The following is a 21,919-nucleotide window of genomic DNA, read 5'->3' as shown; positions in this document are numbered from 1 at the left end:
ATGTCCACGCCGCTGCGCCTAGAATCGGGCCCAGGCCACGTCTCCGGTGCCGCGCATGCCCCGACCCCGCACATCGCCGATCCTGCTGATCGCCACCCTGCTGCTGGCGGCGATACCGTTCGCGCAGGCGCAGGTGCGTGCCTGGTCGATCGACCCGGTGCATACCCGCGTCGTGTTCGCCGTGGACCATGCCGGCTTCTCGAAATCCCTGGGCACGTTCTCGGGCGTGGACGGCGTGATCCATTTCGATCCACGGGACCTGGCCAGCGCGCGGCTGGACGTACGCATCCCGGTGGCCTCGCTGGAACTGGGGGACGCAAGGTGGAATGCCGCCACGCTGGCCCGCAACCTGCTGGATGCGGAGCGCCATCCGGAGGCACGTTTCGTCTCCAGCCGGGTCGAAGTCCTGGACGGGCAGCGTGCGGTCGTCCATGGCCAGCTGACGCTGCGCGGCGTGGCCCGCGAGGTCGCGCTGGAGACCACCATCAATGCAGTGAAGCGGCATCCGATGCCGCCGTTCCGGCGCACGGCGGGTTTCTCCGCCACCACCACGCTGCGCCGCAGCGACTTCGGCATCGATGCGTGGCGTTCGATGATCGGCGATGAGGTGGAGCTGCGGATCGAGGCGGAAGCCACGCTTGCGCGCGGCGATGCGGCGTCGGTCGCCGCGGACACGGCATCGACAGGCGACGTGGTTGAAGCAGACACGGCAGCAGCAGACGAAGCTGCCGCCACCCCTGCCGACGAGGACGACGCGGACGACACACCATGAGCCTGAAGAATCCACGCGACCGCTGGGGCGGCGTCAGCAAGTCGCTGCACTGGCTGATCGTGTTGCTGCTGCTCGCAGTGGCGGTGATCGGCCTGGTGATGGGCGAGCTGCCGCGCTCGCCGAAGTACTTCTGGGTCTATACCGCGCACAAGTCGATCGGCATCACGATATTCGCGCTGATGTTGCTGCGACTCGGCTGGCGCCTGTATGCCGGCGCACCGGATCCGGTCCCCGGCACGCCGACATGGCAGGCGCGCACGGCCAGCGTGACCCATTGGGCGCTGTACGCAATCGCCATCGCCATGCCGCTGTCGGGCTGGCTGTACGACTCGGCCAGCGGCCTGCGACCGTTCCGCTGGTTCGGCCTGGTCGAGGTGCCGAAACTGGTCGGTCCCCATGAATGGATCGCGCAGCGCGCGCATGCCGCGCATGAACTCCTGTTCCTGCTGCTGGTCGCACTGGTGGCGCTGCATGCAGGTGCCGCCCTCTACCATCACCTGTTCCGTCGCGACGCCACGCTGCAACGCATGCTGCCGCGCCGCAGGTAAGCCCACTTCCCCATCACGCGCTGCGCCACCCTGCTGCAGCGGACCACCGAACCGGGACCCACATGACCAAGCTGCTTTCCTCACCCGCCCTGACCGCCGCGGCCCTGGTCGCCGCCTTCGCCGCCGCGCCGGCTCGTGCGGCCGACTACGTGCAGGCCCCTGGATCGTCGCTGGTGTTCGCCGCCCAGTACGAGGGCGAGGTGTTCACCGGGCAGTTCGGCGGGTTCTCGACCCGGGTCAGTTTCGATCCCGCGGACCTGGCTGCGTCGAAGCTCGACGTCACCATCGACCTGGCCGGGACGCGCACGGGCAATCCCGACCGCGACAGCACGCTGGCCACCGCGGACTTCTTCAACCTCACCCGCTTCGCGCAGGCCCGCTACACCGCGACCGGCTTCCGCGCCCTCGGCGGCAATGAGTACGCGGCCGACGGCACGCTGGAGCTGCGTGGCGTCAAGAAGCCGGTCACCCTCGCCTTCACCTGGACCCCTGGCGCCCGTCCCGTGCTGTCCGGCAAAGCCACCGTGAAGCGACTCGACTTCGGCGTGGGTGGCGGCGACTGGTCCGACACCTCGTTGATCCCGAACGAGGTGGCGATCAGCACGCGAGTGATGTTGCAACCCGCGCCGTAACCCCGCGGGCGTGGCTGCCCGCTCCCTGATGCCTCCCTGCGAACCGGCAACACGGGTGCTGAGCCGCGCTGTCGTGGCCGCACCTACGGCTGCGTGCTGCGCGCCACGAACCCTGCGTGCTCGATGACCTCATCGATCTCGTGCCGTGCTTTCGCATGGTCGGGCCGGGCGTCCTTCAGCAGCACCAGCACCGTGGCCGGGTGGGTCACCAGGTCCTTCATGTGGTAGCAGACGCCGGAATCCGCGACCTGGGGCAGCACGCCGTCGTGATGGTAGTCGCGTTCGATCGTCGCAAGGTCCAGCGAGGGCCACGTGCCGCGCACCTGCAGCGCAGCGGCAAGGTACCCCTCGCAATGCGGGTGCCGTTCGACGAAGGCCGGTACCAGGGTCGCGCCCAGTTCCATCAGTGCTTCGGCATCGTGGCGCAGCGTTGCCACGTCGGCGCCCGGCGACAGCGCATCACGCAACGCCGTCGCGCGTGCCACGTAACCGTCCACGCCTTCCGACGCATCCACGGTGACCGGAGCTGGCCCAGGTACCGCGGCGGACGCTTCAGCGCTGGCACCTGCGGCTGCGCCTGGTCCGGACGTCCCGGTTGGCTGGCATGCCACCAGAACAGCCAGCGCCATTGTGGACGCGACAAGTTTCAAGTGCGGTTTCATGTATCCGGCTTCCGGTGCAAGCGACAGGGTGCGTGGAACAAGGGTATCGCGCCGCCTACTGCGCTGGCGCAGGCTCGACCCACTCGGCGAAGACCCGGTCGATGTCCGCATCCGACACCCGCGTGCCTGCCTGCACGGCCGATGCCTGGGTGAACAGCGGGGTGATCATCGCCATCCCGTCGACCTCGGTCTTCAGGTGCAGGCCCGGCGGCTGCATGAGGAAGCCATCCCAGCGCGCGCGCACCCTGGCCCAGTAGCCCTGCGTCGCTTCCCAGTACGCGTAGGCCGGCTTGAAGTCGAGTTCGGTGGTGCGGATGTAGTCGTTGAAGCCGGTCTCGCGCGCCAGCGTGCGTTCGGTGCTGCCGTCGGCACGGCGCACGGTCTTGGTGTTGTCCTGCTCGTGCGTCCAGCCCGCCGGGGTGATGGTGTGGCGGTTCTCGACGTTCATCGCGTTGTAGTCGCTACGCTTGGTGTATTCGCGCCGTGGCAGTGGTCGCCAGGTGCGGTCCGACGTCCAGGTCGAAGCGCCGTAGCGGTGGTTCCACCTGCCGGTGCCGCAGTAGCGCGGCGCGTCGCTGACTTCGTAGACGCACTGCGTCCACGCGCCGCGGGTCCTGTCGGCGGGGATGTCGCGCACGCGCCAGGTCTGGTCGGAGGCGAACTCCCAGCGTTGCGGCGCCTCGTAGATCCAGTCCTGCCGCCAGTGCTTGGTGACGTGGCCGGTCGGCTGGTGCACCAGGATGTGCTGCAGCACGATCTTCGTCGGGCTGTCCTCGAGCACGATGACCACTTCGTCGCCACCGCTGCGCTGCGGTGCCGCGCGTTCGTAGCCCGGTGCCAGCAGTACGGTTTCATCGAAGGCGAAATCGACGGTGTATTCGCCCTGCATGGCGAGGATGGCCTTGCGGTCGGCATCGGGATCGGCGACGTCCGTGTAGGCGGGTTGCGCCAGCGCGGGCAGCGCGAGGCTGGCCAGCAGCGGCAGGAGGAACCGGGCTTGCGTGTTCATGCGTGCATCCTTCATGTCATTCGGTGTCGGGCCCGTGGAGCCTGACGAGGGGAGGAAAGGTGTCGTGCCGATGCGCTGCGTCGCGATGCGCGGCACGGGCCGCGCGGGCGCAACAGCAGTCATCGCGAAGGGCGTCGAGATTTGCGTGCTGGCTGCGGGCGATGGCGCGTGCGGCGGCCGCACCCTGTGGCGAGACCGCGGCCAGGGTGGCCGCCAGCAATGGCCCATCGCCACTGCCCCTGGCCTGCAGGCGCAGTACGCTGGCCTGCCAGTCGCCATCGCGGGCGTGGCCGGCCAGGCGCAGCCACATCCGTTCGGCCAGTCCTGCGCGCGACGACGACGCAATCGCTTGCTCAGGCAACCGCTTCGACAGCGACTCCCAGGCCAGGAAATCGCTGTCCGGCAGCAGGAACAGCTGCCAGCAGCAGGCACCCGTCGCATCGCGGAACACGAGGGCTTCGCGCATGCCATCGCTGTCCAGCGTGGCCGAGGACTCCGCCTGCATCGCACGCAGCCATCCGCCGAGTTCGCCGCCGGAACGCGCGCGATACAGGCACAGCACCGTGCCCAGCGCCGCCAGTTGCAGCGGCGACGGCAACCCCGTGGCGCACATCGCACCACCGGCATGCGACGACGGCATCGACAGGCGTGGCATCGGCACTCCCGGCGCTACCAGTCGATCGCGAGGCTGGCGCCGAAGTTGCGCCCGGGCGCGGTGTAGCGATCGACGGTGGCGCTGTTGCTGCCGACCAGCGGGACCGCGCCCGAGGCCCAGTACTTGCGATCGGTGAGGTTGAACACGCCGACGTTGACCCTGGCGCCGGGCGCGAACGTCCAGTGCGCGTACAGATCGATGGCGCCGTATCCCGGCGATTCGAAATACGTCGTGCCTTCGGGCGCTGTAGGCAAGCGGTCGCGACGACCGACGAAGCGGCCGGCCAGTTCCGCGCCCCAGGTGTCGTTGGCGTAGGCGATGCCGAGCGCGGCGGTCAGCGGGTCCACCGACTCCAGCGGCTCGCCCGCGGTGCGGTCCTCGCCGCGCGACCAGGCCGCGGCACCACGCAGCGACCAGCCCTGCCAGGCGCCGGACAACGCGCCCAGGTCGACGCCCGCCTTCAGTTCCGCGCCATAAATGCGCGCCTCGGCCACGTTCTGCGACTGGTACACCATCAGGCCGTCATCGTTGAACCCGATGAAGCGGAACGATTCGATGAAGTCGTCGTAGCGGTTGTGGTACCCGGCCAGGCTGGCATGCACCGCCGGGCCGCTGTAGCGCAGGCCCAGCTCGAAACCGTCGCTGGTCTCGGGCTTCAGGTCCGGGTTGGCGATGGCGGTGTAGCCGAACATCACGTTGGTGAAACCGATGTTGACGTCGGCGTACGGCGGCGAGCGGAAGCCACGCGCGTAGCCGCCGTACAGCGACCAGTCGCCGGCGAAATGCCACACCGCGCCGAGCTTGGGCGACACGCTGGTCTCGGTGATGCCGGCCAGGTCCACGCCGGGGTTGTCCTCGGCGAAAATCGCGTCGAGCCGCGGATCGAGTTTGTAGTAGTCCACGCGTACCGCGGGCACCAGGCGGAACGTGCCACCGGCGAAGCCGATCTCGTCCTGCAGGTAAAGCGCCGCGTTGGTGGTGCGGCTGACCGGGAAGTCACGCACGGGGAAGACGTCCGGCAGCATCACCGGGGTCTGCACGCCAGTCAGCGGGAAGGTACGCAGGCCATCGCGCCGTTGCTCGGTCTCGGTGCGCGACACGTCCAGGCCCCAGGCCAGGTTGTGCGTGGTGCTGCCGTCGCCGAGCGACTTGCGGAAGTTCGCCTGCAGCCCGGTGATGGTCTGTTCGAAATCGAAGCTGCGCTCGCGGATGTCGCGCAGCGTCGGCGCCGGTAGCGTGCGCTCCTCGACGGTGTACTGCGTGGTCTCGCTCTGCTGGCGGTAGACCTGCCAGTCGAGTGCATCGACGAACCCGCCCGCGATGGCGTCGACCTCGTGCCCGAACGACAACCGCGTGCGCCGCTGGTGGTCGCGCGCAGCCACACGCGTGTTGGTGGCACCGGTCAGGGCCTGGAAACCCTGCGAGGTGAGCATGTCGGTATCGGCATCGTCCTCGTTGCCTTCCAGCGTCAACCGGAAGCGCTGCGACTGCGAAGGCGCGAACACCAGTTTCGACAGCACGCTGCGGCCGCTGCGCGATTGCGGATTGGGTTGGGTGCGCGCACTGCCGGTGCCGCCCACCTCGCCCTGGTTTTCCGTTTCGCGCCCTTGTCGATGGCTGACGGCCACCATCCCCGACCAGCGCTCGCCGCCGAACGCGGCCGTGGCGCCGCCGGACAGGCCGTTCCAGTCGGTTTCGACACCCAGCTTGAAACCGAAGTAGGCGCGCTTGTCGTCGTCGAGGTAGTCCTCGGGGTCCCTGGTGATGAAGGAGACGATGCCGCCCAGCGCATCCGAGCCGTACAGCGAACTGGTCGGTCCGCGCACGACTTCCACGCGCTTGAGCGTGTCGAGGTCGACGAAATTGCGGTTGGCATTGGAGAAGCTGCCGATGCTGAAGGCATCCGACACCACGATGCCGTCGGTCTGGATGCGCACGCGGTTGCCGCCAAGGCCGCGGATGCGGATGTCGCCGATGCCGAAGCGGCCGAAGCTTTCGCTGACGGTGATGCCCGGCTCGTAGCGGAACAGGTCCTTGAGGTCGCGGACGAGCAGTTCGTCCATGCGGTCGCGCTCGATGCTGTCGACGGTGTTGGGCACGTCGGCCAGTTCGCGGGCGGTGCGGGTGGCGGTGACGACAACGCGGTCGAGTTGCACGCCATCGGGCGTGGCGACGGTGTCGGGGGCGTTTTCGGCAAGCGCAAGGCCGGGCAGTGCCAGGGCCAGTGCGGCGGCAAGCAGGGTGGGACGCATGTGGGGTCTCGTGATCGGTGGTGCCGGATCCGAGGCGTTGCTGGCGTCCCGGCAGGCGAGGCCTGCCGCTGGCTTGCGGGCCGTGGAGAGAGGCGGAGCGGCCTGCCAAGGGCAGGCGTTGGATTACTTGGTGAGGATCAGTTTGTCGTTGCGGGTATGGCGCAGCCTGTACCACTCGTTGCCGTGTCGGATGCGGACCTCACGCTGGCCCTGCAGCAGGCGCAGGCTGTCGATCTCGACCTCGGCCTGGCGGGCGCTGGTGGCGTGGCCGGTTTCGGTGGACGGCGCGGCGGCATGGCCGCCGCTGGCGGGGGAGGAAACGAACATTGGCATGTCCTCGCTTCGGGAATGCTAATGCTAATAATTCTCATTCTGTTGTCAAGAGGTCTGGCGGCAACCCCGCCCTCGCCGGACGTCGCAGATGCGGGGCAGGCAGCGAACGACACTGGGTCCCGGCTTGTGCCGGGATGACGAACAGCTGATCGGCCTGCCGCCGCCATCGGCCGACGTCGTATCCATGCGCGAGCAGAAGAAATGGGCGCGCCATGCGCCTTCGTCTTCCGTCATTCCGGCGCAAACCGGGGTGAAGACGGGCTGCCCGCGGGCCGCCGACTCGCCCCCGGCCGAACGCTGCGCGCGAGGGTTGGGCGCCGAAGGCCCGGTGGCCTTGGTTGCGCGGAAACGATCCCCTCGCGCGACCGCGACGCCAGCCCACACAACGTTTCAGGCACGTCGAACTACACCTGCGTCGCCGCCTCCACCCGTCGCCAGACGCCATCATCGAAACGCTCGACCAACGCCAGCGCCTCGAGATTCTGCACCAGTTGCGCCACCCGGCTGGCACCGAGGATCACCGTGGAAACATGCGGGTTGCTGAGGCACCAGGCGATGGCCAGCGGCGCCGGCGCCACGCCCAGTTCTGCCGCCAGCGCGGTGAAGCGCCGTGCGGCCGCCAGCCGGGCATCGCGTTTGTCGCCCAGCAGCATCCGCTGCAGCCAGGCATTGCCATCGCGGCCCAGCCGGGCGTCACCCGGCATGCCGGCGTCGTACTTGCCGGTCAGCAAGCCCGAGGCCAGCGGCGACCACACCGTGGTACCGATGCCGGACTCCGAGTACAGCGGCGCGTACTCCAGCTCCACGCGCTCGCGGTGCAACAGGTTGTACTGCGGCTGCTCCATCACCGGCGCATGCAGGTGGTGCTGGTGTGCGATGCGCAAGGCCTCGCGGATCGTGGCCGCCGGCCATTCCGACGTGCCCCAGTACAGCACCTTGCCTTGGCGGATCAGCGCATCCATCGCCCACACCGTTTCCTCGACCGGCGTGTCCGGGTCGGGGCGATGGCAGAAATACAGGTCGAGGTAATCCACGCGCAGTCGCACGAGCGCGGCATGGCAGGCATCGTGCACATGCTTGCGCGACAGGCCGCGCTGCGTCGGCCGCGGGTCGTCCACGGCCCCGAAGAACACCTTGCTGGACACGCAATAGCCGTCGCGCGGCAGGCGCAGGTCGGCGATCACGTCGCCCATCACCCGTTCGGCCTCGCCATTGGCGTAGGTCTCGGCATTGTCGAAGAAGTTGATGCCGTGGTCCCAGGCCGCGGCCACCAGGTTGCGCGCCTCGCCACGACCCACCTGCGCACCGAACGTGAGCCAGGCGCCGAACGACAGTGCGGACAGCGACAGGCCGGACGAGCCGAGACGACGGTATTGCATGGCGGGATCCATCGGGAATTCGGGCCGATGATGGTACGGCAGGCCTCAGCGGCCGACATCCACGCCCCTGGTCGCCTGCCTGCAACGCGTCCTCGCGATCGACGACCCGGCCGGAACGCGCGCTGGCCGGTATGCTGCCGCGATGGATGCACCACGCGACACGCTGTCCCGCGCCCTGCTGGTCGACCCCAGTGTCTTCCGGCGCCTGCTGGAACGCCCCGACGAAGTCATGCTGGAACATGGCGCCGGCGGAGAACGCCTGGTGGCGAAGCTGCGCGCGATCCTGTCGGTGGCGATCCTTGCGCTGCCCCTGATCGCGGGGCTGGGCGGCGCCGGTACCACGCAGACGCTGGTCGGGCTGGCGCTGGCGGTGTTCGTCAACATCGTGGCGCAGGTCTGGCTGGCGCTGGCACGCAGCCATCGCCGCCACGGCTGGCTGCCCTACGCCACCGGCACCTGGGACGTGACCGCGACCAGCCTGGTGCTGGTGCTGCTGGCGATGCGCGAGCCGGTGGCCGGCGTGAACAGCATCGTGGTGTGGTGTTTCTATGCCATCGCCATCCTGATGACCGCACTGCGCAACGACGGCCGCCTGGTGCTGTACGTCGGCGGCCTGGCGATGCTGCAGTACGCCGCGCTGGCGTTCACCGTGCTGGCGCTGGCACCGCAGCCGCTGATCTCGATCGGCTACGGGCAGGCGACGCTGGCCGGACAGCTGGAACGGCTGCTGCTGTTGCTGCTGGTGACGCTGTTGACCTGTGCCGTGGTGTACCGCATGCAGCGGCTGGTGGAGTTGTCGGGGCGCGACGGCCTGACCGGCCTGCCCAACCGCGTGTGGCTGCTGCAACGGCTGCCGCGGATGTTCCAGGCCGCGCGCGCCGGCGGCCACACGCTGACCCTGGCATTGCTGGACCTGGATCGGTTCAAGCGCCTCAACGACGATTTCGGCCACCGCGCCGGCGATCGCGCCCTGCGCCACGTCGCGTCGCACCTGTCCGAGATGCTGGAAGAAAGCGAGCACCTCGCGCGCATCGGCGGCCAGGAATTCGTGCTGGTGCTGCGTTGCCCGATCGGCAGCGCCTGGGAGCGGCTGGACCGCACGCGACGCTTGCTCGCGGACATCCCGTTCCATCCCGAGCGCGGGACCGAGACGGTGGCCATGACCTTCAGCGCGGGACTCGCGGCGTTTCCGCAGGATGGCAGCGACGCCTCGACCCTGCTGGGCGTGGCCGACCGACGCCTGCAGGCCGCGAAGCAGGACGGTCGCAACCGCGTGGTGGCCCTCGACCGCTGACCCCCGCCCGGCATCCCGGATCCCCGCGGACACATCGCGCCGCGGTGTGCAAGGTTGCCCGCCTACGGCGGCTGCACTAGTCTGCGCCCCACGGCAAGGGCCAGGGGCGTGGAATGGAAGGTTTGATGCGGGTCGGTTTCGGCCTGTTCGGCTTGGCGGTACTGATCGGCATCACCTGGCTGTTCTCCACCAACAAGCGCCGCGTGGACTGGCGGCTGGTCGGCATCGGCCTGCTGCTGCAGCTGGTGGTGGCCTCGCTGGTGCTGCTGACCCCGTGGGGGGCGCGTGTGTTCGACACGCTGTCCAGCGGCTTCGTCACCCTGCTCGGCTTCACCACCGAGGGCGCCCGCTTCATCTTCGGGGACTTCAGCGACCCGTCGAAGTTCGGCTTCGTGTTCGCGTTCCAGGTGCTGCCGACCATCATCTTCTTCGCCAGCTTCATGGGCGTGCTGTACCACCTGGGCGTGATGCAGAAGATCGTCCAGGGCATGGCCTGGGTGATCACCAAGCTGATGCGCGTGTCCGGCGCGGAAACGCTGAGCGTGTGCGCCAATGCCTTCATCGGCCAGACCGAGGCGCCACTGGTGGTCCGTCCGTACGTGTCGAAGATGACGCCATCGGAACTGCTGACGCTGATGGTGGGCGGCATGGCCACGATCGCCGGCGGCGTGCTGGGCGCGTTCGTACTGATCCTCGGTGGCGGCGATCCCGCGCAGCAGGCGTTCTATGCCAAGCACCTGATCACGGCCAGCATCATGGCCGCCCCGGCAACCATCGTCATCGCCAAGATCCTCGTGCCCGAGACCCTGGAGCCGCTGACCCGCGGCGCGGTGCGCGTGGAAGTCGAGAAGACCACCGCCAACGTCATCGACGCCGCCGCGGCCGGCGCGGCCGATGGCCTGAAGCTGGCGCTCAACGTCGGTGCGATGTTGCTCGCGTTCATCGCCTTGATCGCGCTGCTCAACGGGCCGCTGGTCTGGCTGGGCGAAGTCACCGGACTGCAGGATGCACTGGGCCGTCCGACCAACCTGTCGGCGCTGCTGGGTTACGTGCTGGCACCGCTGGCCTGGGTGATCGGCGTGCCGTGGCAGGACGCCGGCACCGTCGGCGGATTGATCGGCACCAAGGTGGTGCTGAATGAGTTCGTTGCCTATGTGCAGCTGGGCGAGATCCTGCGCGGCAACGTCGAGGGCGTGACGCTCTCGCCACAGGCCACGCTGATCGCCACCTACGCCCTGTGCGGCTTCGCCAACTTCAGTTCGATCGCGATCCAGATCGGCGGCATCGGCGGCATCGCGCCGGAACGGCGCCAGGACCTTGCCCGCCTTGGCCTGCGTGCCGTGCTGGGCGGCTCCATCGCCACCATGATGACCGCCACCATCGCCGGCGTGCTCACGTACCTCGGCTCGTGAAGCACAGGGTGCGCATTCCATGATGTCGTCTTCTGCCGCACGCGTGGTGGTGGTCGGGTCGTTCAACGTCGACCACGTCTGGCACAGCCCGGCCCTGCCCCGCCCCGGCGAAACGCTCCAGGGCGAATACCGCAGCGGGCCCGGTGGCAAGGGCTTCAACCAGGTTGTCGCCGCGGCGCGCGCCGGTGCGCAGACCGCGTTCGTCTGCGCGCTGGGCGACGATGCCGGCGGCGCGCTGGCGCGGCAGTTGGCCGACACCGATGGCATCGACCTGCAGGACCTGCGCAGCGGATCGCCCACCGGGACCGCCGGCATCTACGTCGACGACGATGGCCGCAACTGCATCGTCATCGGCGCCGGTGCCAACGCCGACTTGTCGGCGGACTTCGTGTCCGCGCGCGCCGGTGCCATCGGCGGTGCGCGGATCGTGCTGGCACAGCTGGAGTCGCCGGTGGAATCGGTGCTCGAGGCCATGCGCCTGGCGCGCGCCGCGGGCGTTCGCACCCTGCTCAATCCGGCCCCGGCCAATGCCGAATGCCCGCGCGAACTGCTGGCCGTCGCCGACGTGGTGACGCCCAACGAAACCGAATTCACCACCCTGCTCTCCCGCCACGCGCACGAAGAGGTGGACGCCGACTCGCTGGTCGCCCTGGACGACGCCCGCCTGCACCGCCTGTGCCGCACCCTGCTGCCACGCGGCACCGTGGTGGTGACGCTGGGCGCGGCCGGCTGTTTCGTTTCGCATCGCGAGGACAAGACGCGCGGTGACGCACGGGACCACTATCGCGTCGCCGCCGAACGCGTCGAGCCGATCGACACCACCGGCGCGGGCGATGCCTTCAATGGCGCCCTGGCCGCCTCGATGGCACGCGACGCCGAAGCCCCGTTCCAGGCGCACGTGCGCTACGCCACGCGCTACGCCGCCCTGTCGACGGAACGCGAGGGTGCTGCGGCCGCGATGCCGGCGCAAGGCGACATGGAACGCAGGTTCGCCGGACGCTGATCCACGCACGCGCTTGCCTGCTTCACCACCGGCTCATGCGCGATGCGCCACGGTGCATGCATCGACCGACCCGGGAGTGCATCCATGCGCCTGTCCGCCAGCCTGTCCGCGCTGCTATTGGTCGTTGGCTGCTCCGCGCCACCGGCCGGGATGCCCGGCGACGACGATGCAGCGCTCGACAGCGCGCCTGTTTCCACGGCGGCGGACGCGGAAGCGGCGGCCCAACCCCGCCCCGCGTTGCCTGCATCCCGCTGCGACTGGCAACGACAGGCGCTGCCGGAACATCGCGCCCAGGTGGACGTCGCGACGGCCACACTCCTTGGGCGGTTTGACCAGGGCAGCACCGATGCCCAGCGCCTTGCCGCCTTGCTCGAACGCACCGCACGCGAGATCGGCGACATCAACGGCGCGTGGCAGGTGCGCTCGCTGCAACTGCACATGGGCGAGGTGTACGTGTATCCGTACTTCGAGGCCCGCATCGACACCGATCCCTGCGGCCACCGCTTCGCCAAGACCACGGGATCGCAGCGCCGCAGCGGCGTGCTCTATCCGATCGAAGGCACACCGGACCGACTGGCCTTCCTCGGCGCGGCGACGGTCAACGAGGCTCCGCCGCGCGCCTACGACCCCGGACGACCGGTCGAGACCCAGTTCCCGGGCGACGCCAACAGCGCCGGCTGGCTGCAGCGCATCGGCCCCGATGAACTGCTGATGGTGTTCGATGCCGGGCCGGGGCGCTTCGAGGCCTATCACCTCCGGCGCTGAACGCGTCCGCCCGGCCAACTCGCCCCGGCTGCACGCGCCTGCGACAATGCCGCCATGCGCATCGGCCCCCACGCCATCGACCCGAAGGTGATCCTCGCCCCGATGGCGGGCGTGACCGACAAGCCGTTCCGGCAGCTGTGCAAGCGGCTGGGCACGGGGTTGGCCGTGTCCGAGATGACCACCAGCGACCCGCGCTTCTGGACCACGCGCAAGTCGCTGCACCGCATGGACCACGTGGGCGAGCCGGACCCGATCAGCGTGCAGATCGCCGGCACCGTGCCCGCGGTGATGGCCGAGGCGGCCAAGTACAACGCCGGCCACGGCGCGCAGATCATCGACATCAACATGGGCTGCCCGGCCAAGAAGGTGTGCAATGCCTGGGCCGGGTCCGCGCTGATGCAGGACGAGGCGCTGGTGGCGCGCATCCTCGACGCCGTCGTGCGGGCAGTCGATGTGCCGGTGACGCTGAAGATCCGCACCGGCTGGGCGCCGGACCGGCGCAACGCCCCCGCCATCGCGCGGATCGCGCAGGACAGCGGCATCGCTGCGTTGGCCGTGCATGGCCGCACGCGCGACCAGCAGTACACCGGCAACGCCGAGTACGACACCATCGCCGCGATCAAGGCCGACCTCCGCATCCCCGTCATCGCCAATGGCGATATCGATTCGCCACGCAAGGCGCTGCACGTGCTCCGCCATACCGGCGCCGACGCCGTGATGATTGGCCGCGCCGCGCAGGGGCGGCCATGGATCTTCCGCGAGATCGCGCACTTCCTCGCCACCGGCGACACGCTGCCCGAGCCCCCGCTGGCCGAGGTGCGCGACATCCTGCTCGGCCACCTGCAGGCCCTGCACGACTTCTACGGCGAACAGGCCGGCGTGCGCATCGCGCGCAAGCACCTGGGGTGGTACGCCAAGGATCGTCCCGACAACGCGGCCTTCCGCAGCGTGGTCAACCGCGCCGACAGCGCAGACGCGCAGCTGCGGCTGACGCGCGACTACTTCGACGCGCTGGTGGCGGGCGTGTCGCCGGAACTGCCCGTCGCTGCCTGAGCCAAGCCATGGCCGCCCACGCCCCTTCCGCGCCCTACGTCCACGGATTCTCCCGCACCGAGCAGGCGCGGCTGGTCAAGCAGGCCCGCCTGGCCGAATCCACCGTGTTCCACGACATCGACTATCCCGGCGCGCGCCGGCTGCTGGAGGTCGGCAGCGGCGTGGGCGCGCAGACCGAAATCCTGCTGCGCCGCTTCCCCGACCTGCACGTGACCTGCGTCGACCTCAGCGACGCGCAACTCCAGGCCGCGCGCGAGAACCTCGGCGCGAAGCCCTGGCTCGATGGTCGCTATGCGCTTCAGCAAGCCAATGCCTCCGAACTGCCGTTCGAGCCGCGCAGCTTCGATGCGGCATTCCTGTGCTGGGTGCTCGAACACGTCCCGTCGCCGGCACGCGTGCTGGCCGAAGTCCGCCGCGTACTGTCGCCGGGATCGCCGGTCTACGTCACCGAGGTCATGAACGCCTCGTTCCTGCTCGACCCTTACTCGCCGAACGTGTGGCGATACTGGATGGCCTTCAACGACTTCCAGATCGACAGCGGTGGCGACCCCTTCGTCGGCGCGAAACTCGGCAACCTGCTGCTTGGCGGCGGCTTCCGCGACGTCGCCACCTCGATCAAGACCTTCCACCTGGACAACCGCGACCCGGCGCGACGCAAGCAGATGATCGCGTTCTGGGAGGAACTGTTGCTGTCGGCGGCCGACCAGCTGCTGGCCGAGGGGAAGGTGGACGACGCCACCGTGGCCGGCGTGCGCAGCGAGATGCAGCAGGTGCAGAACGACCCCGACGCGGTGTTCTTCTTTTCCTTCGTGCAGGCCCGCGCGACGGTCTACTGAGCCGGCGCCACCGGCTGCGTCCAGATGCGGGCCCACATCCCGGCAAGCGCCGACATGACGCCGCCCTCTTCCACCGGCGCCCGGTAGGCCGATTCCAGCTGCCGGGGCGGGATCGATCGCCAGCCGCCATCGCCATCGGCGCGGGCCACGACGAAGTTGAACGCGTACTCCGGCTCCAGTCCCATGCGCAGGTCGCTGAGCACCAGTTCGCCGTCGCGCACTTCCGCGCGCATGAACCCGCGGTTGAACCACTGCAGGCGCTGCACCGCATGGATGCCGGAAACAGCCGCCAGCGCCTCGACGTCGCTGGCGTGGCGCTCGAAGTGCATCGGCCCGCGATCGGCCACCACCGAGCGGTCGCCGATGACATAGCCTTCCGGCGTGATCGCCACCACCCGCCAGAGCAGCGTGTTGAACGGCATCGGCACCGAGAAGCGCGGCGTGTCCTGCAGGCCGAGTGCGGCCAACGAACGTTCCGCCTCGCGCTCGACCATCCCCTTCGCCACGAGGGACCAGCCGAGGTACACCGTACTCAACGCCAGCCCCGCCACCAGCATGGGACGGGCGATGCGCCGCGGACCGGCGAACGCGGCCACCCCCATGCCGATCAGCAGCCAGAGCGTGTACAGCGGGTCGATGATGAACACGCTGGACCACATCGCCGGATGCGGCTGCAGCGGCCACAGCAACTGGGTGCCGTAGACGGTGAAGGCATCGAGCAGCGGATGCGTCACCAGCGCCAGCTGGATCGCCCAGAACCAGCGCATCGGCGCCTCGGCCACGCGCTTGCCGCGGCTGCGGAAGAACGCCCAGATCGCCCAGGCCACCAGCGGCAATACGAAAAGCGAATGGCTGAAGCCGCGGTGCAGTGTCATCAACGCGACCGGGTCATCGGTGAACAGCGCGATGGGCAACGAGTCGAGGTCGGGCAAGGTGCCGAGCGCCGCGCCGGCAAGCAGTGCGGCGCGGCGATGGTGCGCGGGCACCACCACGGCGGCGACAGAAGCGCCCAGAAGAATCTGCGTGATCGAATCCATGCGGCGTATTGTAAGAGCACCCCCACCCCGGCCCTCCCCCGCAGGCGGGGGAGGGAGCGGAAGTGCAGCGACTCAATGCATTGCGCCTTACGCCGCCCGCGGAATCGTATCGGCCTGCACCAGGTACAGCCGCGGCGGGACCTCCGCCAGCACCTCGCCATGGTGCGACAGCAGCCGCAGCGTGCCGTCGCGCGCCTCGACCAGCGCGGTCAGGCTCTCCACCCAGTCGCCATCGTTGGCATAGACCAGACCATCGCGCTGCACCAGGCCGGCGCGATGGATGTGGCCGCAGACGATGCCGTCCAGGCCACGGCGGCGCGCATCGTCCAGTCCCGCCTGTACGAAGCGTTCGATGTAGCGCTCGGCTGCGCTGCTTTTGGATTTCAGGAATTCCGACAGCGACCAGTAACGCAACCCGAAGCGGCGGCGGACCGCGTTCAACCATCCGTTGCCGGTCAGGATGCGGTAGTACAGCCAGTCGCCGAACTCTTCCTGCAGTCCGCCGAAATGCGTGATGCCGTCGTAGTCGTCGCCGTGCACCACCAGCAGCCGCCGGCCATCGGCCGTGGCGTGGATCGCGCGCCGCCGCACCTGCATCGTCGGCAGCACCAGCCCGCAGATGCGGCGCACGGCGCGGTCGTGGTTGCCCGGGATGTAGATGATCTCCGTCCCGGCGCGGCGCAACGCGTGCAGCGCTTCCACCACCGCATTGTGCGCGTGGTGCCAGCTGGCGCGGCGCTTGGCCATCCACCACAGGTCGACGATGTCGCCCACCAGGTAGAGGCGCTCGCAGCGCAGTCCGGCGAGGAAGCGCGCCAGCTCCGCCGCGTGGCAATGGCGCGAACCCAGGTGCACGTCGGAGACGAACACGGTGCGATGCGGCTGTGGCGCGGTCGGCAGTGCCATGCGAACACCCCTCGGGGTCGGCCCGGTTGGCCGGCAGCCTGCGCCGCCAACGCGACAGCGGTGTTGCGATTTGGCGACCACGTCATGACAGCGCGACGGTTTCAGCGCACCAACTGTTCGAAGTGCGTCAGCAGCCGCTGTTGCGCGGTCGGCGCATGGGCTAATGATTCCCGCGCGCGCTTTTCCCAGCCCGTGCCACGCGCGACCAGGTCCTGCCACGCATCGGCCAGCAACGCCGGGGCGCGTTCCAGATGCCACTCGATCAGCGCCAGTGCCTGCAGGATGTCCTTGCGGTACTTCGCATGGCGCGGCCCGCGCTCGGCCGCCACCAGCAATTTGTGCAGGCCGTAGCGCGCAGGATCGGGCAGGTTGACCATGCAGGCATCGGCGCGATCCAGCAGCACGCCCTGCCCCGGCCGCTCCAGCAGGTACTCCATGAACTTCAAAGGCACCAGCGCCACGCCCAGGTCCGGCATCTGCACCTCATCGTTGTTGCGGCGACGCATCGTCAGGAAGTCCACGCGCAGGTCCGGTTCCTTCTCGCTCATGTAATTGCTGGCGAATCCCTTGCTGCCGCCCAGGGCCGGCAGGAAGCCCATCTCCAGCGAGGCCAGCGCATCGTGCAGGCTGGTCTTCAGGTCTGCCGGCAAGGCCACCGCCACGTTGCCACCCGGCCCTGCGTGCGCAAAGTCCAGGTCCAGTGTGCGCGTACCGCTCCCCCATGCCACGCCCAGCTGGTTGCCCAGCGCAAGGAAGGCATGCGTGCCCACCAGCAACCCGCCGGCGCGGAAGAACTGGTAGTCCGCGAAGCGCTTGACGATGCGGAACTGTTTCGCCGGCGTGACCTGGTTGCCCTGCGCCACCGCGGCCGCCGCCTGTCGCGACACCGCATCCAGCGCCGGCGCACCCTGCAGGCGCGCGCGCTCGATCGCATCCACCGCCGGGCCTTCCGGCCCCAGGTAGTACTCGCGCTTGTGGCCGTCGATCTCCTTGAACTGCCAATAGCCGTAGCGTCGGCCCTTGATGGTCTTCCAGCCGACCTTGCCGGTCAGGAACGCAGGCGACCGCGATGCCTCGGCTACCTGCACCTGCTCGTACAGTTCCGCATACGCCGCCTGCGCGGCGGCGGAGAGTTCGCGATACAGGGCCATGGCGGGCTCCCGTGGGGCTTGGCGGGAAGTTATACCACCGTAACAAGTGACGGTGGTATAACTTCCTTCAGGCGTCGATGGCTCCTTGCATTTGCAGACCCTCCGAAACCCACAACCGCCCGACGCAGCACGCAGCCGTTACCATCACCCGACATTCCACATCAAACCACTTCATGCACGGACTGCTGTTTTCTTCCGACTTCCTGCGCGAAGGCATCCGCGATACCCGTGGCTGGCTGGATTCCGAACAGGAATTCCTCGCCTTCCGTGATGCGATCCGCCGCATCTACGCCGATGTCAACGATGCCGGCAGCTGGAACGAGGCGCAGACCGAGGAAGACATCATCGAGCCCGTGCTCGACGCGCTGGGATGGACGGATCGCAGTTCGCAAGCCAACACCAGCGCGCATGGCCGCCACGACGTGCCGGATTACCTGCTGTTCGGGTCTTCAGACGACAAGCGCAAAGCGCGGGCGGAAAGCAGCGACGTGCGTCGCTACCGGCATGGCAAGGCCATCGTCGAGGCAAAGCGCTGGAACCGACCGCTGGACCGAAGCGAGGGAAACGATCCGCTCGATGCCGGCACCCCGTCCAGCCAGATGCTGCGCTACCTGAGTCGCGTCGAAGTCGCTTCCGACAACGCCGTGTAGTGGGGCATCCTGAGCAATGGCCGTGTGTGGCGCCTGTACTGGCAGAAGGCACGTTCGCGCTCCGAGGAGTTCCTGCAGTTCGACCTGGCCGCATTGGCCGGCGTTGCTGGCGTGACTGGTGAATTGTTCGCGCCCGGCGATGCGGATGACGTGGATTTCCTGCGGGCGTTCTTCCTGCTGTTCCGGCGTGCCGCTACCGCACCAGCGAACTGGTGCTGGGCTACATGAGTGCGCTGGCCGCCGGGGACACCACCACCGTGCTGGCCCTGTAACCGGCACGGCCCGGATTAACCGACGTGCAACCCCCGCGGCTGCACTATCCTCCGCCGGGCGCGGGCATGTATCATGCGCGCCCATCTTTTCATCCGAATCAAAGGATATAAGCCCGATGTCCAGCTACCTGTTCACCTCCGAATCGGTGTCCGAAGGCCATCCGGACAAGATCGCCGACCAGATTTCCGACGCGGTGCTGGACGCGATCCTGGCCCAGGACAAGCGCGCGCGCGTCGCCTGCGAAACGATGGTCAAGACCGGTGCGGCGATCGTCGCCGGCGAGGTCACCACCAGCGCGTGGGTCGACATCGAAGGCCTGGCGCGCAAGGTCATCAACGACATCGGCTACGACAATTCGGACGTGGGCTTCGACGGCCACACCTGCGCCATCATCAACATGCTGGGCAAGCAGTCGCCCGACATCAACCAGGGCGTCGACCGCAAGAAGCCGGAGGAACAGGGCGCCGGCGACCAGGGCCTGATGTTCGGCTACGCCTGCAACGAGGCGCCGGAGTTCATGCCCGCGCCGCTGTACTACAGCCATCGCCTGGTGGAACAGCAGGCCAAGGTGCGCAAGAAGGGCAGGCTGAAGTGGCTGCGCCCGGACGCCAAGTCGCAGGTCACCCTGCGCTATGACGGCAACAGCATCCTGGGACTGGATGCCGTGGTGCTGTCCACGCAGCACGATCCGGACATCAAGCAGAAGGACCTGGTCGAGGCCGTGCGCGCCGAGATCCTGGTACCCGTGCTGCCGAAGAAGTGGCTGGACGCGCTGCCGAAGAACAAGGTGCACATCAACCCGACCGGCAAGTTCGTGATCGGCGGCCCGGTGGGCGACTGCGGCCTGACCGGCCGCAAGATCATCGTCGACACCTACGGCGGCATGGCCCGCCACGGCGGCGGCGCGTTCAGCGGCAAGGACCCGTCGAAGGTGGACCGTTCGGCCGCCTACGCCGCGCGCTACGTGGCCAAGAACATCGTGGCGGCGGGCCTGGCCGACAAGTGCGAGGTGCAGGTGTCGTACGCGATCGGCGTGGCCGAGCCGACCTCGATCTCGGTCACCACCTTCGGCACCGGCAAGGTCGGCGACGACGTGATCGAGAAGCTGATCCGCAAGCACTTCGACCTGCGCCCGTACGGCATCACCCGGATGCTGGACCTGGAGCACCCGATCTACCAGGCCACCGCCGCCTACGGCCACTTCGGCCGCAAGCCGAAGGACATCAGCTACGTCGACGGCGCCGGCAAGAAGCACACCGCCACCGCGTTCTCCTGGGAGAAGACGGACAAGGCGGACGAGCTGAAGAAGGCTGCGAAGCTGTAGCAGCGGCCTCGGCCGCGAATCCTGCGCTGAATGCGAAACGGGCCGCCCACGCGGCCCGTTTCATTTGGAGCTGCCGCAACCCACTGGTGTCGGGCGTGGCGACGCGCTTGTCCCGCCGAACGCTTCGGCTGATGTGGGGCGCGAACGTGCGAGCAAGATGCCCTCCTGCCTGTCCTGGAGGGAACTGCCTTGGGGCGCGACGACGCTGCAGTCAACCAGTCGAGGGCTTTGTAACGGGGGGCTCCCCTGTGAAAACTTCCACCCGCCGCCTTCGCGGCGCGTAGCGTTGGCTCTTCGCCCCACCCCGGATCGCATCGCGATGACGAGGTGAATCAGGGTTCCAGAATTCGTGCGGCAGCCATCTGGTTTCTCCCGTAATCAATCCCTCGCATGCACAACGTCTAGCCAAACGCCAGACGTGCGTGCTATCACGGAATCACACGGACGATCCGGGAGCACGCCGCCAGATGTCGAACGGTTACGACGAAATGCACGCCGCGGACGGCAGCGTGCGGCCGCATTACGCGGCCTACGACCGCTGGCTGCAGGAGACTCCCGACCCGCTGGTCGCGCACAAGCGGCGCGAAGCCGAGATTTCGTTCCACCGCGTGGGCATCACCTTCTCCGTGTACGGCGAGGAAGCCGGAAACGAACGCCTGATTCCGTTCGACCTGGTGCCACGCATCGTGCCGGCGAGCGAGTGGCGCATGCTTGAAGCCGGCCTGCGCCAGCGCGTGCACGCGCTGAACCTGTTCCTGGGCGACATCTACGGCGAACAGCGGATCGTCAAGGACGGCCGCATCCCGGCCGAACTGGTCTTCGACAACAGCGAGTACCGCCCCGAGATGCGCGGGTTCGAGGTGCCCGGCGGCGTGTATTCGCACATCTCCGGCATCGACCTGGTGCGCGCGGGGGACGGCGAGTACTACGTGCTGGAAGACAACCTGCGCGTGCCGTCGGGTGTGTCGTACATGCTCGAGAACCGCAGGATGATGGCCAGGCTGCTGCCGGAACTGTTCGCACGGCAGCAGATCGCACCGGTCGAGCGCTATCCCGATGCGCTGCTTGAAATCCTGCGCCAGGCGGCACCTTCCGGCATCGACCATCCCACCGTCGCCGTGCTGACCCCGGGCGCGGCCAACTCGGCCTATTTCGAACACGCCTTCCTCGCGCAGCAGATGGGCGTGGAGCTGGTGGAAGGCGCGGACCTGTTCGTGCGCGACGACATGGTCTACATGCGCACCACGCGCGGCCCGCAGCGGGTACACGTGCTCTACCGCCGCATCAACGACGACTACCTCGACCCGGCGACCTTCCGGCCCGAGTCCATGCTGGGCGTGCCCGGGCTGTTCAAGGCCTACCGCGCAGGCAACGTGACCCTGGCCAATGCACCGGGCACCGGCGTGGGCGACGACAAGTCGGTATATCCGTACGTGCCGGAGATGATCCCCTTCTACCTGAGCGAAGAGCCCATCCTGCACAACGTGCCCACGCGCATGCTGCGCGACCCGGGCGACCTGCAGTACACACTCGAGCACCTGCACGAACTGGTAGTCAAGGAAGTCCACGGCGCCGGTGGCTACGGCATGCTGGTGGGGCCGGCGTCGACCAAGGCCGAGATCGAGGACTTCCGCGCGCGCATCCTCGCCAATCCGTCGAACTACATCGCACAACCCACGCTGTCGCTATCCACCTGCCCCACCTTCGTCGAAAGCGGGCTGGCGCCGCGCCACATCGACCTGCGCCCCTACATCCTCAGTGGGCGGCGCATCCATGTGATCCCCGGCGGACTCACCCGCGTCGCATTGCGCGAAGGCTCGCTGGTGGTCAATTCCTCGCAAGGCGGCGGCACCAAGGACACCTGGGTGCTCGAGTCGGATGGAGGGGGCTAGGGTGTGTCGTTCGCGACCGTACATGGCGCGCCGCGACTGTCCGCGCGTGGCGCAAGGAAGAAGGAGGGAATGTATGTCGAT

Annotated in this window: 22 protein-coding genes; 13 read left to right on the top strand and 9 right to left on the bottom strand. The window is 68.4% G+C overall.

Translation table 11 applies throughout. The annotated features are described in order from the left end of the window. Positions 1 to 55 precede the first annotated feature (55 nt). The 3 genes from E2F46_RS04100 (at position 56) to E2F46_RS04090 (ending at position 1,952) form a co-directional block, all read left to right on the top strand. Positions 56 to 772, top strand: a complete 717-nt coding sequence (locus E2F46_RS04100) for a YceI family protein (protein ID WP_133320797.1) — start codon at positions 56 to 58, stop codon at positions 770 to 772. Next, positions 769 to 1,320, top strand: coding sequence for a cytochrome b (locus E2F46_RS04095; protein ID WP_133320796.1), 552 nt, complete (start codon positions 769 to 771; stop codon positions 1,318 to 1,320). Before E2F46_RS04100 ends, E2F46_RS04095 begins: the two co-directional genes overlap by 4 nt. A gap of 62 nt (positions 1,321 to 1,382) precedes the next feature. Then, complete coding sequence (locus tag E2F46_RS04090) at positions 1,383 to 1,952, top strand: YceI family protein (RefSeq protein WP_133320795.1); 570 nt, start codon at positions 1,383 to 1,385, stop codon at positions 1,950 to 1,952. A gap of 83 nt (positions 1,953 to 2,035) precedes the next feature. On the opposite strand, the gene E2F46_RS04085 is transcribed toward E2F46_RS04090, so the two are convergent. The 6 genes from E2F46_RS04085 to E2F46_RS04060 form a co-directional block, all read right to left on the bottom strand. Beyond that, on the bottom strand, positions 2,036 to 2,467 hold the full coding sequence (locus tag E2F46_RS04085; protein WP_133320794.1) for a hypothetical protein: 432 nt from the start codon (positions 2,465 to 2,467) through the stop codon (positions 2,036 to 2,038). Positions 2,468 to 2,669: 202 nt separating this feature from the next. After that, a complete protein-coding gene (locus E2F46_RS04080; RefSeq protein WP_165967336.1) occupies positions 2,670 to 3,623 on the bottom strand; it encodes a DUF6607 family protein in 954 nt (317 codons plus the stop codon). A gap of 16 nt (positions 3,624 to 3,639) precedes the next feature. Further along, complete coding sequence (locus E2F46_RS04075; RefSeq protein WP_207949517.1) at positions 3,640 to 4,278, bottom strand: Hemin transport protein; 639 nt, start codon at positions 4,276 to 4,278, stop codon at positions 3,640 to 3,642. Between the two features lie 14 nt (positions 4,279 to 4,292). Beyond that, positions 4,293 to 6,530 carry a TonB-dependent hemoglobin/transferrin/lactoferrin family receptor gene (locus E2F46_RS04070; protein WP_243720293.1) on the bottom strand — a complete coding sequence of 746 codons (2,238 nt, stop codon included), beginning with the start codon at positions 6,528 to 6,530 and terminating at the stop codon, positions 4,293 to 4,295. Positions 6,531 to 6,653: 123 nt separating this feature from the next. Beyond that, positions 6,654 to 6,857, bottom strand: coding sequence for a hemin uptake protein HemP (hemP, locus tag E2F46_RS04065; RefSeq protein ID WP_243720292.1), 204 nt, complete (start codon positions 6,855 to 6,857; stop codon positions 6,654 to 6,656). A 410-nt stretch (positions 6,858 to 7,267) separates the two neighbouring features. Then, positions 7,268 to 8,242 (bottom strand): aldo/keto reductase, encoded by a 975-nt coding sequence (locus E2F46_RS04060; protein ID WP_133320792.1) that lies wholly within the window; start codon positions 8,240 to 8,242, stop codon positions 7,268 to 7,270. Between the two features lie 142 nt (positions 8,243 to 8,384). Here E2F46_RS04060 and E2F46_RS04055 point away from each other — a divergent pair, with 142 nt between their 5' ends. The 6 genes from E2F46_RS04055 to E2F46_RS04030 all read left to right on the top strand — a co-directional run bounded on the left by E2F46_RS04055 (position 8,385) and on the right by E2F46_RS04030 (position 14,605). Next, entirely contained in the window at positions 8,385 to 9,536 is a 1,152-nt protein-coding gene (locus E2F46_RS04055; protein WP_133320791.1) for a GGDEF domain-containing protein, read from the top strand. Positions 9,537 to 9,649: 113 nt separating this feature from the next. Further along, the gene (locus E2F46_RS04050) at positions 9,650 to 10,948 is read left to right on the top strand and encodes a NupC/NupG family nucleoside CNT transporter (protein ID WP_133320790.1); all 1,299 of its coding nucleotides are present in this window, start codon (positions 9,650 to 9,652) and stop codon (positions 10,946 to 10,948) included. Positions 10,949 to 10,970: 22 nt separating this feature from the next. Continuing rightward, complete coding sequence (locus E2F46_RS04045) at positions 10,971 to 11,951, top strand: ribokinase (RefSeq protein WP_133320789.1); 981 nt, start codon at positions 10,971 to 10,973, stop codon at positions 11,949 to 11,951. A gap of 84 nt (positions 11,952 to 12,035) precedes the next feature. Then, positions 12,036 to 12,716 carry a DUF4893 domain-containing protein gene (locus E2F46_RS04040; RefSeq protein ID WP_207949516.1) on the top strand — a complete coding sequence of 227 codons (681 nt, stop codon included), beginning with the start codon at positions 12,036 to 12,038 and terminating at the stop codon, positions 12,714 to 12,716. 54 nt (positions 12,717 to 12,770) lie between these two features. Next, entirely contained in the window at positions 12,771 to 13,769 is a 999-nt protein-coding gene (dusB, locus tag E2F46_RS04035; RefSeq protein ID WP_133320788.1) for a tRNA dihydrouridine synthase DusB, read from the top strand. Between the two features lie 8 nt (positions 13,770 to 13,777). Beyond that, the gene (locus E2F46_RS04030) at positions 13,778 to 14,605 is read left to right on the top strand and encodes a class I SAM-dependent methyltransferase (RefSeq protein ID WP_133320787.1); all 828 of its coding nucleotides are present in this window, start codon (positions 13,778 to 13,780) and stop codon (positions 14,603 to 14,605) included. Here the strand turns inward: E2F46_RS04030 and E2F46_RS04025 are convergent. From E2F46_RS04025 to E2F46_RS04015, 3 genes are all read right to left on the bottom strand, one after another. Beyond that, positions 14,599 to 15,642: a metal-dependent hydrolase gene (locus E2F46_RS04025; protein ID WP_133320786.1), complete on the bottom strand. Its 1,044-nt coding sequence runs from the start codon at positions 15,640 to 15,642 to the stop codon at positions 14,599 to 14,601. The genes E2F46_RS04030 and E2F46_RS04025 overlap by 7 nt on opposite strands. An 87-nt stretch (positions 15,643 to 15,729) precedes the next feature. Further along, positions 15,730 to 16,548, bottom strand: coding sequence for a UDP-2,3-diacylglucosamine diphosphatase (locus E2F46_RS04020; RefSeq protein ID WP_133320785.1), 819 nt, complete (start codon positions 16,546 to 16,548; stop codon positions 15,730 to 15,732). A gap of 101 nt (positions 16,549 to 16,649) precedes the next feature. Then, positions 16,650 to 17,699, bottom strand: coding sequence for a GSU2403 family nucleotidyltransferase fold protein (locus E2F46_RS04015; protein WP_133320784.1), 1,050 nt, complete (start codon positions 17,697 to 17,699; stop codon positions 16,650 to 16,652). Between the two features lie 173 nt (positions 17,700 to 17,872). On the opposite strand from E2F46_RS04015, the gene E2F46_RS04010 reads away from it, so the two are divergent. The 4 genes from E2F46_RS04010 (at position 17,873) to E2F46_RS03995 (ending at position 21,838) form a co-directional block, all read left to right on the top strand. Continuing rightward, positions 17,873 to 18,349 (top strand): hypothetical protein, encoded by a 477-nt coding sequence (locus tag E2F46_RS04010; protein ID WP_133320783.1) that lies wholly within the window; start codon positions 17,873 to 17,875, stop codon positions 18,347 to 18,349. 24 nt (positions 18,350 to 18,373) lie between these two features. After that, entirely contained in the window at positions 18,374 to 18,577 is a 204-nt protein-coding gene (locus E2F46_RS04005) for a hypothetical protein (RefSeq protein ID WP_133320782.1), read from the top strand. A 160-nt stretch (positions 18,578 to 18,737) separates the two neighbouring features. After that, positions 18,738 to 19,946 (top strand): methionine adenosyltransferase, encoded by a 1,209-nt coding sequence (gene metK, locus E2F46_RS04000; protein ID WP_133320781.1) that lies wholly within the window; start codon positions 18,738 to 18,740, stop codon positions 19,944 to 19,946. 467 nt (positions 19,947 to 20,413) lie between these two features. Beyond that, positions 20,414 to 21,838, top strand: a complete 1,425-nt coding sequence (locus E2F46_RS03995) for a circularly permuted type 2 ATP-grasp protein (RefSeq protein ID WP_207949515.1) — start codon at positions 20,414 to 20,416, stop codon at positions 21,836 to 21,838. Positions 21,839 to 21,919 lie beyond the last annotated feature (81 nt).

This window comes from Luteimonas aestuarii (assembly GCF_004357985.1).
Taxonomy (GTDB): domain Bacteria; phylum Pseudomonadota; class Gammaproteobacteria; order Xanthomonadales; family Xanthomonadaceae; genus Luteimonas; species Luteimonas aestuarii.
This window is presented reverse-complemented; position numbering and strand designations above follow the sequence as displayed.